Source organism: Cryobacterium inferilacus, assembly GCF_019599185.1.
Classification (GTDB): domain Bacteria; phylum Actinomycetota; class Actinomycetes; order Actinomycetales; family Microbacteriaceae; genus Cryobacterium; species Cryobacterium inferilacus.
The window spans coordinates 13,275-29,075 of sequence record NZ_JAIEUL010000007.1; the positions used below are offsets into that span (position 1 = coordinate 13,275).

Here is a 15,801-nt window from a genome sequence, read left to right on the forward strand (position 1 = left end):
CCGCTGACTGCTCGCGGCACGCGTTCGTCCCGGCGGCACGTGTTGCAACACGTGCCGCCGCAGGTTAGACGTGCCGCGACCCCGCCCGGGCTCTCCACCGGTGCGAATGATGGGGCCGGGCGGGCAGCAGCTACTCGCGCAGGTGCGCCCCGTGGCGGGCCGCGGCGAGCTCCACGCCGGCCAGCTTCGCGTCGCTGGCCTCCTTGGCGGTGAGGGTGCGGTCCGGCGCCCGGAAGCGCAGCGCGAAGGTGAGCGACTTCTGCCCGGGCTCGATGCCCGTTCCGCGGTAGTCGTCCACCAGCTCGATGCTCTCCAACAGTGTTCCGCTGCCCTCGCGCACGGCGGCGAGCACGTCGCTGGCCGGCACCTGGGCGTCGACGACGAGCGAGAGGTCCTGGGTGGCGGCGGGCTTGGTGCCGATCACGGTGGCCTGCAGTTCCCCGGTTACCTGGGCGAACACCGCGGTCAGGTTGAGCTCCACGACCGCGACCACGGCAGGCAGATCGGCGCCGCGCGCCACGGCGGGCAGCAGTTCGCCCGCGAAGCCCACCGACAGCTCGCCGGCATCCGTCGCCACGAACAGTTCGGCGGTGCGGCCGGGGTGCATGGCTTGGTGGGCGCCCTGGCGCACGAGGATCGGCAGACCGACGGCGAGGCCGATCTGGGCGACGGCGGTGAGGGCGTCCTGCCAGGATGCGGCGATGGCCGCCTGGCCGGGCTGGTGGCGCACGGTGTTACCGAGCAGCACGATGCCGGCGGTGAACGGCTGCGGCGGGATGCCGGCGTTCAGCGTGGCCTCGAGCTCGGCGCTGGGCCGCACGGCGGCGGGGGGCACCACGGTGCTGCCGTAGCTGACGCCCTCGACCGGGCGGAAGACCGAACCGAGTTCGAAGATCGCCAGGTCGGTGGCGCCGCGGGAGAGGTTGCGGTGCGCGATCTGCAGCAGGCCGGGCAGCATCGAGGTGCGCATGAACGGCGCCTCGCCGTCGAGCGGGTTGGCCACCTTGATCTGCGGAACCGTGCTGCTGACCGGGTCGCCGAACAGGTTGTTGGCCTTCTCGGCGACGAACGGGTAGGCGAGGACCTCGGTGTGGCCGGTGGCGGCGAGCACCGTGGCGACCTGGCGCTTGAGCTGCTGCGTGCGGGTGAGGCCACGGCCGGGCGGGGCGACGGGCAGCACCGACGGGATGCGGTCGTACCCGACGATGCGGGCGACCTCCTCGGCGAGGGTCCACTTGTCGGTGAGGTCCGGGCGCCAGCTCGGCGCGATGACGGCCAGGCCGTCCGCGGTCTCCGTCATCGAGGCGCCGATCTCGGCCAGCGAGGTGCGCACCTCCTCGCGGGTGTAATCCAGACCGATCAGGCCGGAGACGAACCCGGTGGGCAGGTCGATCGGGGCGCGTTCCGGGGTGGCGTCGTGCAGCGAGCCGAGTCCGTCGGCCACTCCCCCGGCGAGTTCCTCGAGCAGCTGCACCACGCGGGCGGCGGCCACGGCGGCGACCTCGGGGTCGACACCGCGTTCGAACCGGCGGGAGGCCTCGCTGGGCAGCTTGTGCCTGCGGGCGGTGCGGGCGATCGACACCGGGTCGAAGTTGGCAGCCTCGATGAGCACGTTGGTGGTCTCCGCACCGATCTCGGTGGTCGCCCCGCCCATCACGCCGGCCAGGCCTATCGGCCCGGATTCGTCGGTGATCAGCAGGTCTTCAGCGTTGAGGGTGCGAGTGACGTCGTCGAGGGTGACGAGCTTCTCGCCGGCCGTCGCACGGCGCACGGTGATGCCGCCGGTGAGCTTGTCGAGGTCGTAGCCGTGGATCGGCTGGCCGAGTTCGATCATCACGTAGTTGGTGATGTCCACGATCAGCGAGATCGAGCGGATGCCGGCCAGCTTGAGTCGGGCAATCAGCCAGGCCGGCGACGGCCGGGTGGGGTCAACGCCGCGCACGACGCGGGTGACGAAGACGCTCGCGCCGATGCGGCCACGGATCGGGGCGACATCGTCGATCGAGACCGGGAACACTTCGGTGGAGGGCGTCGCGGTGACGGCCAGGGCCGGGTCGCGGAAGGTGGCGCCGGTGGCGTGCGCGTACTCGCGGGCCACACCACGGATGGAGAACGCGTAGCCGCGGTCGGGGGTGACGTTGATCTCCACGGCGGAGTCGTCCAGGCCGAGCAGGCTGATCGCATCCGTGCCCACCTCGGGGTCGAGGCCGAGGTCGCCGAGCACCAGGATGCCGGCAGACTCGTCGCCGAGGCCGAGTTCCTTGGCCGAGGCGATCATGCCGTCGGACACGTGCCCGTAGGTGCTGCGGGCCGCGATCGGGAACGGGCCGGGCAGCACGGCGCCGGGCAGGGTCACGACGACCTTGTCACCGACGACGAAGTTGTGCGCACCACAGACGATGCCGTGGATGGCGGGGCCGCCGTCGGCGGCGAGGTCGCCATCCGCGGCCACCCGCACCTGGCACCAGTTGATGGTCTTGCCGTTGGTCTGCGCCTCACCGACGAATTCGAGCACCTCGCCGACCACGATGGGTCCGGTCAGCTCGAAGCGGTGGATCTCTTCTTCCTCCAGGCCCACGCTCACCAGGGCGGCGTGCACGGCTTCGGGGGTGGTGCCGGGTTCGAGGTCGACGAATTCGCCGAGCCAGCTCAGGGGAACGCGCATCAGACGGCCATCCCATACTGCTGGCTGAACCGAACGTCGCCTTCGACCATGTCGTGCATATCCTTCACATCGTTGCGGAACATCAGTGCTCTCTCGACCCCGACGCCGAACGCGAATCCGGAGTAGACGTCGGGGTCCAGGCCCGCGGAGCGCAGCACATTGGCGTTGACCATGCCGCAGCCGCCCCACTCGATCCAGCGGGCACCGTCCTTGAAGGTGGGGTGCCAGAGGTCGAGCTCGGCGCTCGGCTCGGTGAACGGGAAGTAGTTGGGGCGCAGGCGCACCTTGGCCTCGTCGCCGAACAGCGCCTTGACGAAGTGGTCGAGGGTGCCGCGCAGGTGGGCCATGGTGAGGCCCTTGTCCACGGCGATGCCCTCGATCTGGTGGAACACCGGGGTGTGGGTGGCGTCGAGCTCGTCGGTGCGGTAGACCCGGCCGGGCGCGATGCGGTAAACGGGCGGCTCGGTGCCGAGCAGCGCACGCAGCTGCACGGGCGAGGTGTGGGTGCGCAGCACCAGGTGCGCCTCTGGCGGGTCGATGAAGAAGGTGTCCTGCATGGCGCGGGCCGGGTGGTCCTCGTCGAAGTTGAGCGCGTCGAAGTTGAACCATTCGCTCTCCAGCTCTGGTCCTTCGGCGACCTCCCAGCCCATGCCCACGAACACGTCGGAGACGCGCTCCTGCAGCAGGGTGAGCGGATGCCGCGCCCCGGCACGCCAGGTGGAGGCTGCGGCGGTGACGTCCACGGCTTCGGCGGCGAGCTGGGCGGTGGCCTCGGCTTCGACGATCGCGGCTTCGCGGGCGCTCAGCGCCTGGTTGACCCGGGCGCGGGCCTGTCCGACGAGCTTGCCGGCGGCGGCCTTCTGGTCGCCGGGCACGCTGCGCATGAGAGCGTTCAGAGCGGCCAGCGGCGAGGCCTCGCCGACGTGCGCTGAGCGCACGGCCTTGAGGGCGGCGGAGTCGGTCGCGGCGTCGATGGCCGCGAGGGCGGCGTCAACGGCCGCGGCGACGGCGGGTTCGGTTATTTCAGTGGGGGCAGACACGAGACCCAAGTTTAGTGCCCGGCCGCAAGTCGATTTGCGGCCGGGCACCCGGGTCTAGATTGCGCTGGCGCCGCTCGGCATCGGCTCGGGGGCCGGCTCGACGGCCTTGCCGAGCTTCGACCCCGACCGGCGCGCGATGATCCGAGCGATCCAGGAGAGGGTGAGGTTCATCGCCAGGTAGATCGCGAAGACCACGAGGAAGAACGAGAAGGCATAGCGGTTGCCGAAGAAGTCGGGCAGGTTGCGCACACCCACGCGGAGCAGTTCGCTGTAGCCCACGATGAAGGCCAGGGAGGTGTCCTTCAGCAGCACGACGAGCTGGGCGATGATGATGGGCAGCATCTGCCGGAACGCCTGCGGGAATTCGATCCGGAACCGGGTCGACAGCGGGGTGAGGCCGATCGCGAGACCGGCTTCGCGCTGACCGCGGGGCAGCGACTGGATGCCGGCCCTCAGCGCCTCGCCGATGATCGCGCCGTTGTACAGCCCGAGCGCCAGGACGCCGGCCCAGTACGAGCCGGTAGCGAAGACCAGCAGGATGAAGAGCATCATCAGCAGCACCGGGATGCCGCGCACGAACTCGAGCACGAATGCGGCCGGAACCCGGATGAGCTTATGGTCGGCCGAACGGATGAACGAGAAGAACACGCCCAGGCTCAGGGCGAGGACCGCGGCGACTCCGGCCATCTGGAGGGTGGCGGCCACGCCGTTGCCCAGGGTGCGCCAGACCTGCACGTCGGTGAAGACATCCCACCTGGTCGCGTCCCAGAGGCCGGGCTGAATGGCACCGTTGGCGCTCATCTTCGGCGCTCCGAGAGCGAGAATCAGAACGATCAGTCCGGCGAGGATGGCGATGATGCCGACGACGGAGATGACGAGGGAACGGGTGCGGGCCTTGGGCCCCGGGGCGTCATACAGAACTGATGTCATCGCAGAACCGCCACTTTCTTTTCCACCCGGGCGGCGATCTGGCCGAGTGTGATCGTGATGATCAGGTAGAAGGCGGCGACCGCCAGAAGGATGGGGATGACTTCGTCGCCGCGCAGGTTGGTCACCTGGCGGGCAGCCCCGAACAGCTCGAAGACGAAGAAGGCTCCGGCGACCGAGGTGTTCTTGGTGAGCGCGATGAACACGTTGATCAGCGGCGGGATGACCATCCGGACCGCCTGCGGCATGATCACGTAGGCGAGGGACTGGCCGAAGGTGAGACCAACGCTGCGCGCGGCCTCGGCCTGCCCGACCGGAACACCGTTGACGCCGGAACGCAGCGCCTCGGCCACGAACGGGGAAGTGTAGACGGTGAGGCCGATGACGGCGAGGGGGAAGTACCCGGGCGCGAACTGCAGATACGGCAGCATGGTCGCGGTGAAGAAGAGCACGAGGGTGAGCGGCGTGTTGCGCACGATCTCCGTGTACACGGTTGCGAAGCCGCGAAAGGATGCCACGGGCGAGATCCGGAGGGCCGCGACGATGACTCCGAGCACGAGCGCGCCTGAGCCGGAGAGGATCAGCAAACCGAGGGTGTTCCTGAAGCCTTCCAGGAAGGTCGGCAGGTTTTCGATGACTGCGTCCAAGACTCACCTCCTCTTCTGTAGTGGGTTTTTCACGATGGGGTATGGGGGTGGAACAACCGATCGGGACGGCCAGTGCGGCCGCCCCGATCAGGGTGTGCGGTGTCGCCTAGTAGCGGTCGACTGCCGGCGGCTCGGGCGTCTCGAGCACGGAACCCGCGGTCGCCTCCCAGGCGGAGGCCCAGGAGCCGTCCTCGTAGGATGCTTCGAGAACGTCGTTGATGAAGCCGCGGAACTCGGTGTCGTCCAGCGCCAGGCCGATGCCGTAGGGCTCCTCGGTGAACGGAGCGTCGACAACCTCGAACTCACCGGCGTTCTGGTCGGCGAGGCCGGCCAGGATCACGTTGTCGGTGGTGACGGCCGCGACGTCGCCGCTGCGCAGCGGGCCGAGGCAGTTGGAGTACGCATCCGTGGTGATCACGTTGGTGGTGTACTCGGCGATGTTCGCCTCTGAGGTCGAGCCGCTCACCGTGCAGACGGCCTTGTCGGCGAGGTCTTCCGGTCCGGTGATGCCGTCGGGGTTACCGGTGAGCACGAGCAGGTCCTGGCCGGCCTGGTAGTACGGTCCGGCGAACGAGACAACTTCCTTGCGCGTGTCGTTGATCGTGTACGTGGCCACGACCAGGTCGACGTCACCGTTCTGGATGAACGGCTCGCGGTTGGCTGAGACGGTCTCAACCCAGTTGATGCCGGATTCGTCGATGCCCAGCTCGGCAGCGATCAGCTTGCCGATTTCGACGTCGAAGCCGACCGGCGTGCCATCCGGGCCGAGGAGGCCGAACAGGGGCTGGTCGAACTTGGTGCCGATGGTGATCTCGCCGGCCTCGTTCAGTGCTGCCATGGTGGTGCCCTCGTCGAAGGTCACGTCTTCGGCAACGGGTGCCTCTTCTGTCGACCCGGCGCCGGAGTCGGTGCAACCGGTCAGCGCAAACGCTCCGACCAGGGCGATGGCTGAGATCATTAGACCTTTGTTGCGTCTCATGGTGTCCTCCTGTGTGCTGTGTGCTGTGTTCTCGCGCACCGATTAGTGGGCAAGTATTTTGGAGAGGAAGTCTTTCGCTCTCGAGCTCTGGGGGTCGGTGAAGAACTTCTCCGGGGTGGCCTCTTCGACGATGTCGCCCTCGGCCATGAAGATGACCCGGTCGGCCGCCTTACGGGCGAAGCCCATCTCGTGCGTGACGACGATCATGGTCATGCCCTCGTTGGCGAGGTCCACCATCACTTCGAGCACCTCATTGATCATCTCGGGGTCGAGCGCGCTGGTGGGCTCGTCGAGCAGGATCAGCTTGGGGTCCATGGCCAGGGCACGGGCGATGGCCACGCGCTGCTGCTGGCCGCCGGAGAGCTGGGACGGCATCTTCTTGGCCTGGTTGGCCACACCCACGCGTTCGAGCAGGGTCATGGCCTTCTTCTCGGCGTCGGCCTTGCTCATGCCGCGCACCTTGATCGGGCCGAGGGTGACGTTCTCGAGCACCGTCTTGTGCGCGAACAGGTTGAACGCCTGGAACACCATGCCCACATCGGCGCGCAGCTGCGCGAGGGCCTTGCCCTCTGCCGGCAGTTCCTTGCCGTCGATGGTGATCGAGCCGTTGTCGATGGTCTCGAGACGATTGATCGCCCGGCAGAGCGTGGATTTGCCCGATCCGCTCGGGCCGATGACCACAACCACCTCGCCCCGGTTGACCGTGGCGTTGATGTTTTTCAGAACGTGCAGTTCCCCGTAGTTCTTGTTGACGTCGGTCATGACGACCAGGGGTTCACCCCGGCGTACGGTGATGTTGGACGTCGCCGGCGATGCGTCTGTTGGCTCCATACCCCCAACTTAGGCCGTGAGGCGCCCCCTCGACCACCTTTGACGCGGCTATATCCCGGTCGGTAACCCAAACGTAATAGACGCCCGACCGGGAAAGATGCTAGGCCCGCTGCGAGAAAGCGCTCTCGTACAGGCACACGGATGCGGCGGTGGCGAGGTTCATCGATTCGGCGTGCCCGTAGATGGGAACGGTGATCGAACGGTCGGCCACGGCGAGGTCTTCCTCGGTGAGGCCGCGAGCCTCGTTGCCGAACAGCCACGCGGTGGGAGCGGCCAGCAGGCCGCTGTTGCGGGCCTCGAGCAGGTCGTCGCCCTTGATGTCGGCGGCCAGGATCTGCATGCCGGCGAACTTCGCCCGCTCCTGCACATCGGCCAGGGTGACGCCCACGGCGACGGGCAGGTGGAAGATCGACCCGGTGGACGAGCGCACCACCTTGGGGTTGTACAGGTCGACGCTGCGACCGGTGAAGATCACGGCGTCGGCGCCGGCGGCATCCGCTGCCCGGATGATGGTGCCGGCGTTGCCGGGGTCGCGCACCTCTTCGAGGATGGCGATGAGCTTGGGCTCGTTGGCGAAGATCTTCTTGATCGAGGTGGGAAACTGGTGGCAGACGGCGACGAAGCCCTGCGGGGTGACGGTGTCGGCCATCGTCTCGAGCACCTGCTCGGTGACGAACTCCACGTCGACGCCGGCGACGACGGCGGCATCGCCGATCTCGGTGTAACGCTCGAGCGCGGTCGGGGTGGCGTACAGCTCCACCACGAGTTCGGGGCGGAAGGTGAGGGCTTCGGAGACGGCCTGCGGACCCTCGAGGAGGAACAGTCCCGTCTCGGAGCGGGCGGCTCGGTTCGCAAGTTTCGCGACGGCACGCACGCGAGGAGATCGGGGGTTATCTAGCATGCATCCAGTTTAGTTGCCGCATGGCCAGGCGCCGGAATGCCCCGCCGGGCATGCAAAACGGGAGCGACCGCCAAAGGCGATCGCTCCCGTGAGACAAGCGGGTGTGACTACTTCGCAACCTTGGGTGCGGAGGTGTCGGCCGGCAGTGCTGCCTTGGCGCTCTCAACGATGGCCGCGAAGGTGGCGGGCTCGGTGACGGCGAGGTCGGCGAGGATGCGACGGTCAACCTGGATGCCGGCCAGGGCGAGGCCCTGGATGAGGCGGTTGTAGGTCAGGCCGTTCGCACGGGACGCAGCGTTGATGCGCTGGATCCACAGGCGACGGAAGTCGCCCTTGCGTGCACGACGGTCACGGTAGCTGTAGACGAGGGAGTGAGTGACCTGCTCCTTGGCCTTGCGGTACAGACGCGAACGCTGACCGCGGTAACCGGCAGCGCGCTCAAGAATGACGCGACGCTTCTTGTGGGCGTTGACGGCCCTCTTTACTCTTGCCATTTTCTAATTCCTTTAGGGGTACGGGGCCTAGTGGCCGAGAAGCTTCTTGATGGCCTTGACGTCGGCCTTGGCGAGAACCTGGTCCTGGTTCAGGCGGGACTTGCGCTGCGTGCTCTTGACCTCGAGGTTGTGGCGAAGTCCGGCCTGCTGCTTCATGATCTTGCCGGAGCCAGTGACCTTGAAACGCTTCTTTGTCCCAGAGTGGGTCTTCTGCTTAGGCATTCTTTTCCTCCTGTTTGGCTGCTTTATCTGCAGCTCTATGTGCATTGGCCTCTGCCTTGGCCTCTGATTTGTTCTTCAGCGGGCCAATCACCATGACCATGTTTCGACCGTCGATGGTCGGGCTCGATTCCACGGAACCGAACTCCGCCACATCCTCGGCAAATCTCTGAAGCAGACGTACACCCTGGTCGGGACGGGACTGTTCACGGCCACGGAACAGAATCATGGCCTTGACCTTGTCGCCGGCCTTCAGGAAGCCTTCGGCGCGCTTGCGCTTGGTCTCGTAGTCGTGCTTATCAATCTTGAGACGGAAACGAACCTCTTTGAGGATCGTGTTCGCCTGGTTGCGCCGGGCTTCTTTCGCCTTCTGCGCAGCTTCGTACTTGAACTTGCCGTAATCCATGATCTTCGCGACCGGCGGCTTGGACGTGGGGGCTACTTCGACCAGATCGAGGTCAGCCTCCTGTGCCAGGCGCAGGGCGACATCAATCGCCACGACCCCAACCTGTTCGCCGTTGGGACCAACGAGACGGACTTCGGGGACGCGGATACGGTCATTTGTACGGGGATCGCTGATGCGTCTCTCCTCTACTCAAGCATCGTGGCTACAGCCTGACAACGGATGTCGTCCGGAGACGAAGAGGAGACAATCGCGCACACAATTCCCGGGATCTGGAACATTTCCTTGTTCCGTCACTCATCAATCACGTGCGGCACCCTATCTGCCGTGCCTGCTGGTAACCAGCGAGCGACGGCGGAGTGCAAACTACCCGGTAACCTTTATGAAGCGGTCAAGCGCGGGTGGGAGATTATCCACTTTCGTACCGAGACTTTCATCTCGGAGCCCGGGTAAGCATAGCAGAGGAAACCAGTGAGCGACAATATCGACCAGGACCAGTCCGGCCAGGCCACCAGGGACATCGCGGATGTGGCGGCGGTGGAGATCATCACGACCGCGGCGGTGCACCTGATGAGCGCGTCGGCCGTGAAGGTCGGCCTCGCCGACGACCCCGACACGCAGATCGACCTGGATGAGGCGCGCAAGTTGATCACCGCCCTCGCCGGCCTGATCACGGCATCCGCCCCCGACATCTCGGACATGCACGCGCGCAGCCTGCGCGACGGCCTGCGCTCGTTGCAGCTGGCGTTCCGTGAGGCGTCGAGCATCCCCGACCCGATCGGCCAGGGCCCGGGGGAGAAGTTCACCGGCCCGGTCAACTAGCCCTCCCTCTACACCGCACCACGTCGCTGGTCGAGCCTGTCGACGCCGTGCTGAGCCTGTCGAAGTAGACCCCGTGAGCCGGCCTCACCAGGTCTCGACAAGCTCTACCGACGTGTGGGCGCGACCGTGCGCACTTCAGGTCTGGCAGCGCGGGCACCAGTAGGTGACCCGCTTTTCCAGTTCGCTGCGGCCCAATTCGCCCGAGCGGATGCGCGTGCCGCACCGCCGGCAGGGCTGCCGTTCCCGCCCGTAGACGAAGGTGCGCGCGCCCCGGCGCAGATTGCCGGTGGTGGTGCGCTCCGAGCGATCCCGGTTGGCGGTGATCAGCCGGTGCGCGAGCGCGACCAGTCCCTCCACGTCGGTCACCGCCGTGATCGGACGGGTGGGCAGCACCCCGCGCAGAAAACAGAGTTCGTTCACGTAGACGTTGCCGAGCCCGGCGAGGTTGCGCTGGTCGCCCAGGGCCACGGCCACCGGGCGCTCCCCCTCGCCGTCGCCGACCGCGGGATCGCCGGTCGCCTCCCCCGCCGCCCGCAGCCGGCGCACCGCCTCGGCGGAGTCCCAGCCCGGCCCGAGCAGATCGGGGCCGAGGTAGCCGAGGTGCTGTTCGTCGTCCGCGGTGGCAAAGAGTTCCAGGGTGCCCAGTTCGAAGCCCACGGCCACCCAGTCCGCGGTCTCGAGCACAATGCGGGCCTGGAACGCGGGTCGCTGCCAGGCGGTGCCGTGCCGGTAGAGGTGCCAGCTGCCCTCCATTTTCAGGTGCGAGTGGATGCTGGTCTCCCCCACGTGCGCCACCAGGTGTTTGCCGCGGCTGATCACCTCGTGCACAACCTGGCCGGTCAGGTCCACGGTGGCGTAGGCGGGCACGCGGATGTCGCAGCGCGTGAGCGTGGCGCCGTGCAGGGCCTCGTCGAGGCTGCGGGCGCTGCGGTAGACGGTATCGCCCTCAGGCACTGAGCCTCAGCCCCCGCGGGGTTTCGGTGAACCCGGCCGCGCGCAAGGCATCGCCCACCATGGTGCCGAGCACGAAGTCGGCATTGACGGTCTCCACGGCCAGCTTGGGCACCCGCCCTGCGGTGACCGTTGCGGCCAGCGACCGGGTGGCGGCGAGCACGGTCTCGGACGGCGCCGCTCGCGGCGTGCCCGCCTTGACCACCGGGCGGGCGGGGTCGGCAGCGGGGATCGTGCCCGCTCCGGTCTGGTCCGGCTCGGCGCCCTCGGCGCCGGTACCGGCGGCGGCCGGGTCGAACACCAGCACCGACTTGCCGCCGCGCTCCACGTAGAGCACCAGGTGGCCGTCGACGAGCACGACCAGGCCACCGGCCTTGCGCCCAGGCCGGTGACCGGTGCCCTCCGGCAGGGCGGGCCAAGGCAGCACGGCACCGTACGGGTTGGCCGGGTCGGTGGCGGCCAGGGTCACCGCGGTGGGTGCCGACCTGTCGCCACGTTCGGCGCGCTCGACCTGGTCGACGTAGCCGCGCATCCGGTCGATGGTGCCCGCGGTGGCGAATTGGGAGGCGCCGAGACCCTCGACGAAGTAGCCCCTGCGGCAGCGGCCCATCTCCTCGAAGCCGCTGAGGGTCTTGTAGACCAGGGCGAAACCGCCGAGTACGTTCTCGCCCATCACGGCACCGCGGGTGACCACCCCGTAGCGTTCGAGCATAGTCTCGCCCAGCGCGTGTGCGCGGCGGGTGGCGGAGGTGTCGGCGACGGGCACGATCGACCAGCGGCCGGAGACCGTGGGCGGGCCCTGCCGGCTGGGGATGCTGGGCCGGGGCAGGGCGCGGCCGCGGTGCAGCCGGGCCCGCGGCGCGGCGCGGCGGGTGGAGTGCGCGGTCTTGCCGCCGGAGACCAGCGACCGCACCGGGGCGAAGGTGTCGTTGCTCACCAGGCCCGACCAGACCAGGTCCCAGAGGGCGTCGACGAGGGCGGCGTCATCCTGGCTGCCGACCGAGTCGGCCAGCTGGCGGAAGAAGTACCCGCCGCCGCCACCCAGGGTGGCGAGGATCTCCCGCTGCAGCGGCGTGGTGTCCAGTTCGGTGGGCACGGGCAGGGTGAGTGGTGCGGTGTCGGCCAGGTGCAGGCTCACCCAGCCGTCGTTGCCGGCCAGGGTGCCGGCACCGGCCCAGAGCACCTCGCCGGCGTTGGTGAGTTCGTCGAGCATGCCCGGGTTGTAGTCGCTCACCCGGGCGGGCAGGATCAGGGTCTCCCAGGCGGAGGCCGGGATCCTGGCGCCCTCGAGCTGTTCGATCACCGACACCACGCCGTCGACGCCGCGCAGCTTGCCGCCCACGTGCTGCCAGGCCGGCAGGAACCGTCCAAGGGTGGCCTGGTCGACGGGCTCCACCTCGTGCCGCAGCGCCGCGAGCGAGCGCCGGCGTAGCCGCCGCAGCACCTCGGCGTCGCACCACTCGCTGCCGCTGCCGTGTGGGCGGAACTCGCCCTCGACGATTCTGCGGGCATCCGCCAGCCGGCGCAGCGCGCCGAGGGCGATGGCGGTGCCGAAACCGAACCGGGCGGCGACATCGGCGGTGGTGAACGGACCGTGGGTGCGGGCGTACCGGCTGACCAGGTCGCCGAGCGGGTCCTTGACGCTCTCGGTGAACGCCTCGGGGATGCCGGGCGCCAGCGGTACCCCCAGGGCGTCGCGCAGCCGCCCGGCGTCCTCGATCACCGCCCAGCGTTCCTCGCCGGCGATGCCCACTTTGAGGGCGCGGCGGGCACGGGTGAGGGTCTCGAGGTGAGCGCGCGCCTCGGCGAGGCCGGCGGCGGGCGGGGCGGATGCGTCGGCGCCGTCAGGCTCCGGCTCCCCCGCCGCATCCGCCGGGTCAGCCTGCTCGGCCACGCCGGCGGCCTGCAGCCGGGCGGCGACGTCGGCCACGGTGAGCGGCCCGAGGCCGCGGAGCAGGTCGGCGACGCCCTCCACCCCCTTGGCCCGGCGGTCGGGAGCCAGCCGCTGCAGCTCGGCGTCGGTGCGGTCGATCACCACGGGGTCGAGCAGCTCACGCAGCTCCACCCGGCCGAGCAGCTCGGCGAGCAGGCCGGAGTCGATCGACAGGGCCGTGGCCCGGCGTTCGGCCAGCGGCGAGTCGCCCTCGTACATGAACGCGGCCACGTAGCCGAACAGCAGTGCGTTGGCGAACGGGCTGGCCGAGTCGGTGCTGGTCTCCACCAGCCGGATCGCGCGGCTGGCCACCTGCTTGGCCAGGGCCACGAGGGCGGGCAGGTCGTAGACATCCTGCAGGCACTCGCGGATGGTCTCGAGGATGATCGGGAACGACGGGTACTCGCGGGCCACGTCGAGCAGCTGGGATGCCTTCTGGCGTTGTTGCCAGAGCGGCGAGCGGCTGCCCGGCCGGTACCGGGGCAGCAGCAGGGCCCTGGCGGCGCACTCGCGGAACCGGGACGCGAACAGGGCGGAGCCGCCGACCTCGTCGGTGACCAGTTGTTCGAGCTCGTCGGGGTCGAAGACGAAGAGGTCGGCGCCTGGCGGTTCGGACTCGGTGTCGGGAATGCGCACGACGATGCCGTCGTCACTGGCCACGCAGGCGCCGTCGATGCCGAAGCGTTCACGCACCCGGGCGCCAACGGCGAGGGCCCAGGGGGCGTGCACGGTGAGGCCGAACGGTGAGTGCAGGATGACCCGCCAGTCGCCGAGCTCGTCGCGGAACCGCTCCACGACCAGGGTCTGGTCGGTGGGCAGGTGGCGGGTGGCCGCGCGCTGTTCGTCGAGGAAGACCAGCAGGTTGGTGACCGCGCGGTCGTCCAGGCCCACGGCGGTGCAGCGCGCCCTGGCCTTCTCGGGTGAGAGCGCCGAGATCTCGCGCAGGAAGGCGCCGATGGCAGCGCCGAGTTCGGCGGGCCGGCCCAGGCCGTCACCCTTCCAGAACGGCAACCGGCCGGGCTCGCCGAACGCGGGCAGTACGAGCACCCGGTCGTGGGTGATCTCCTGGATTCGCCAACTGGTCGCGCCGAGCGCGAAGACGTCACCGACCCGGGACTCGTAGACCATCTCCTCGTCGAGCTCGCCGACCCTGCGGCCGGTGGCGGAGTCGCCGCCGACCATGAAGACGCCGAACAGGCCGCGGTCGGGGATGGTGCCGCCGCTGGTGACGGCCAACCGCTGGGCGCCCGGCCGGCCGGTGAGCAGGCCGGTGTCGCGGTCCCAGATGATGCGCGGCCGCAGCTCAGCGAACTGGTCGGACGGGTACCGGCCGGCGAGCAGGTCGAGGGTGGCCTCGTACGCCGAGCGGGGCAGGGTGGCGAACGGGGCGCTGCGCCGCACGGCGTCGAACCATTCCTCGGCGTCGATGGGCTCCAGCGCGACGGCGGCGATGGTCTGCTGGGCGAGGATGTCGAGCGGGTTGGCGGGCACCTGCAGCGATTCGATCATGCCCGACACCATCCGCTCGGCCGCCACGGTGGCGTGGATGAGGTCGGCACGGTGCTTGGGGAAGATGATGCCGCGGGAGATCTCGCCGACCTGGTGGCCGGCCCGGCCCACCCGCTGCAGACCGCTGGCCACCGACGGCGGCGATTCCACCTGCACGACCAGGTCGACCTCGCCCATGTCGATGCCGAGTTCCAGGCTCGACGTGGCCACGACGCAGCGCAGCCTCCCGGACTTGAGATCGTCCTCGATCATGGCGCGCTGTTCCTTGCTCACCGAGCCGTGGTGGGCGCGGGCGAGCAGCGTCTCTGCGCCCTCGCTCTGGCCGCTGCCGCCCATCAGCTCCGCCGGTGGGCGGGTGGGCGCACCGCTCTGGCGGGCGACGGATGCGGCGGGGTCGGCCGTGCCCTCCGCCGCGGGGGCACCCGCGAGCACCAGTTCGGCCTCCTCGGCCACGGCCAGCCGGTCGCTGTAGATCTCGTTGAACCGGGCGGTGAGCCGCTCGGCCAGGCGACGGGAGTTCGCGAACACAATGGACGAGGAGTGCGCGAGCACGGCGTCCACGATGGCTTCTTCGACGTGCGGCCAGATCGACCCGGTCTGCGGGGCCGCCGCCGAGGTCGACCCTTCCTGTGCTGGCACGGCGCCGAGCTGGGTCATGTCGTCGACGGGCACCACCACGCGCAGGTCGAACCGTTTCTCGTTCTTCGGCGCCACGATCTCCACCGGGGCCTGGCCGCCGAGGAACCGGGCGACCTCTGAGGCCGGCCGTACGGTGGCGGACAGGCCGATGCGTTGCGCCGGCTTCGCCAGCAGGGCGTCCAGGCGCTCCAGCGACACGGCCAGGTGCGCGCCGCGCTTGCTGGCCGCCACGGCGTGGATCTCATCGATGATGATGGTGTCGACCCCGCGCAGGGACTCGCGCGCCGCCGAGGTGAGCATGAGGAAGAGCGACTCCGGGGTGGTGATGAGGATCTCCGGCGGGGTCTTCACGAGTGCGCGCCGGTCGGCGGCGGGCGTGTCGCCGCTGCGCACGCCCACGGTCACGCGCACGGGAGCCAGGCCGAGCCGTTCGGCGGCCTGGCCGATACCCACCAGCGGGGCGCGCAGGTTGCGCTCCACGTCCACCCCGAGGGCCTTGAGCGGCGAGATGTAGAGCACGCGCGTGCCGGTGGGCGCGGGCGCATCCGTGCTGTCTGTCGTTGACGCGGAGTAGAGCCGGTCGAGGGCCCAGAGGAACGCGGCCAGGGTCTTGCCGGACCCGGTGGGTGCGACCACGAGGGTGTGCGACCCGCGGGAGATGGCATCCCAGGCGCCGAGCTGCGCTTCGGTGGGCGCGTCGAAGGCGCCGTCGAACCACGTGCGGGTGGCCGGCGAGAGGCGCTGGAGGATCTCCGTCATCTCCCTATCCTCCCCGATCCCCCCGACATTGCCCCGAACACCGCCGCCAACTGTTCCCCGTGCGGACAAATGGTCCCGGCGC

Annotated in this window: 13 protein-coding genes; 1 reads left to right on the plus strand and 12 read right to left on the minus strand. The window is 69.2% G+C overall.

Features of this window, described 5'->3' with window-relative positions:
- Positions 1-130: 130 nt before the first annotated feature.
- The 10 genes from pheT to infC all read right to left on the minus strand — a co-directional run bounded on the left by pheT (position 131) and on the right by infC (position 9,283).
- Positions 131-2,665, minus strand: a complete 2,535-nt coding sequence (gene pheT, locus K2F54_RS07975) for a phenylalanine--tRNA ligase subunit beta (RefSeq protein WP_220605344.1) — start codon at positions 2,663-2,665, stop codon at positions 131-133.
- A complete protein-coding gene (gene pheS, locus K2F54_RS07980; RefSeq protein WP_220605345.1) occupies positions 2,665-3,705 on the minus strand; it encodes a phenylalanine--tRNA ligase subunit alpha in 1,041 nt (346 codons plus the stop codon). Before pheS ends, pheT begins: the two co-directional genes overlap by 1 nt.
- A gap of 54 nt (positions 3,706-3,759) precedes the next feature.
- Positions 3,760-4,635 carry an amino acid ABC transporter permease gene (locus tag K2F54_RS07985; RefSeq protein WP_220605346.1) on the minus strand — a complete coding sequence of 292 codons (876 nt, stop codon included), beginning with the start codon at positions 4,633-4,635 and terminating at the stop codon, positions 3,760-3,762.
- The gene (locus K2F54_RS07990) at positions 4,632-5,279 is read right to left on the minus strand and encodes an amino acid ABC transporter permease (RefSeq protein WP_220605347.1); all 648 of its coding nucleotides are present in this window, start codon (positions 5,277-5,279) and stop codon (positions 4,632-4,634) included. The genes K2F54_RS07985 and K2F54_RS07990 overlap by 4 nt, the downstream gene beginning before the upstream one ends.
- Positions 5,280-5,385: 106 nt before the next feature.
- On the minus strand, positions 5,386-6,237 hold the full coding sequence (locus tag K2F54_RS07995) for a glutamate ABC transporter substrate-binding protein (protein WP_308287575.1): 852 nt from the start codon (positions 6,235-6,237) through the stop codon (positions 5,386-5,388).
- Positions 6,238-6,300: 63 nt separating this feature from the next.
- Positions 6,301-7,029, minus strand: coding sequence for an amino acid ABC transporter ATP-binding protein (locus K2F54_RS08000; protein ID WP_220605465.1), 729 nt, complete (start codon positions 7,027-7,029; stop codon positions 6,301-6,303).
- Positions 7,030-7,189: 160 nt separating this feature from the next.
- Positions 7,190-7,990, minus strand: a complete 801-nt coding sequence (locus K2F54_RS08005; protein WP_220605349.1) for a TrmH family RNA methyltransferase — start codon at positions 7,988-7,990, stop codon at positions 7,190-7,192.
- Between the two features lie 107 nt (positions 7,991-8,097).
- Positions 8,098-8,484, minus strand: coding sequence for a 50S ribosomal protein L20 (gene rplT, locus K2F54_RS08010; RefSeq protein WP_220605350.1), 387 nt, complete (start codon positions 8,482-8,484; stop codon positions 8,098-8,100).
- Between the two features lie 27 nt (positions 8,485-8,511).
- Positions 8,512-8,706, minus strand: a complete 195-nt coding sequence (rpmI, locus tag K2F54_RS08015; RefSeq protein ID WP_066594389.1) for a 50S ribosomal protein L35 — start codon at positions 8,704-8,706, stop codon at positions 8,512-8,514.
- Positions 8,699-9,283 carry a translation initiation factor IF-3 gene (infC, locus tag K2F54_RS08020; protein WP_084020755.1) on the minus strand — a complete coding sequence of 195 codons (585 nt, stop codon included), beginning with the start codon at positions 9,281-9,283 and terminating at the stop codon, positions 8,699-8,701. The genes rpmI and infC overlap by 8 nt, the downstream gene beginning before the upstream one ends.
- Before the next feature lie 294 nt (positions 9,284-9,577).
- Here infC and K2F54_RS08025 point away from each other — a divergent pair, with 294 nt between their 5' ends.
- Positions 9,578-9,928, plus strand: a complete 351-nt coding sequence (locus tag K2F54_RS08025; protein WP_220605351.1) for a DUF1844 domain-containing protein — start codon at positions 9,578-9,580, stop codon at positions 9,926-9,928.
- Positions 9,929-10,063: 135 nt separating this feature from the next.
- On the opposite strand, the gene K2F54_RS08030 is transcribed toward K2F54_RS08025, so the two are convergent.
- Positions 10,064-10,882 carry a DNA-formamidopyrimidine glycosylase family protein gene (locus K2F54_RS08030; protein WP_220605352.1) on the minus strand — a complete coding sequence of 273 codons (819 nt, stop codon included), beginning with the start codon at positions 10,880-10,882 and terminating at the stop codon, positions 10,064-10,066.
- A complete protein-coding gene (locus K2F54_RS08035; protein WP_220605353.1) occupies positions 10,875-15,719 on the minus strand; it encodes an Lhr family ATP-dependent helicase in 4,845 nt (1,614 codons plus the stop codon). The genes K2F54_RS08030 and K2F54_RS08035 overlap by 8 nt, the downstream gene beginning before the upstream one ends.
- Positions 15,720-15,801: the final 82 nt, after the last annotated feature.

Bases quoted from the DNA above. Each gene is read 5' to 3' on its own strand.
- K2F54_RS07985 (WP_220605346.1), bottom strand. From the start codon at position 4,635: ATGACATCAGTTCTGTATGACGCCCCGGGGCCCAAGGCCCGCACCCGT.
- rpmI (WP_066594389.1), bottom strand. From the start codon at position 8,706: ATGCCTAAGCAGAAGACCCACTCTGGGACAAAGAAGCGTTTCAAGGTC.
- pheT (WP_220605344.1), bottom strand. From the start codon at position 2,665: ATGCGCGTTCCCCTGAGCTGGCTCGGCGAATTCGTCGACCTCGAACCC.
- K2F54_RS08005 (WP_220605349.1), bottom strand. From the start codon at position 7,990: ATGCTAGATAACCCCCGATCTCCTCGCGTGCGTGCCGTCGCGAAACTT.
- K2F54_RS07995 (WP_308287575.1), bottom strand. From the start codon at position 6,237: ATGATCTCAGCCATCGCCCTGGTCGGAGCGTTTGCGCTGACCGGTTGC.
- rplT (WP_220605350.1), bottom strand. From the start codon at position 8,484: ATGGCAAGAGTAAAGAGGGCCGTCAACGCCCACAAGAAGCGTCGCGTC.
- K2F54_RS08035 (WP_220605353.1), bottom strand. From the start codon at position 15,719: ATGACGGAGATCCTCCAGCGCCTCTCGCCGGCCACCCGCACGTGGTTC.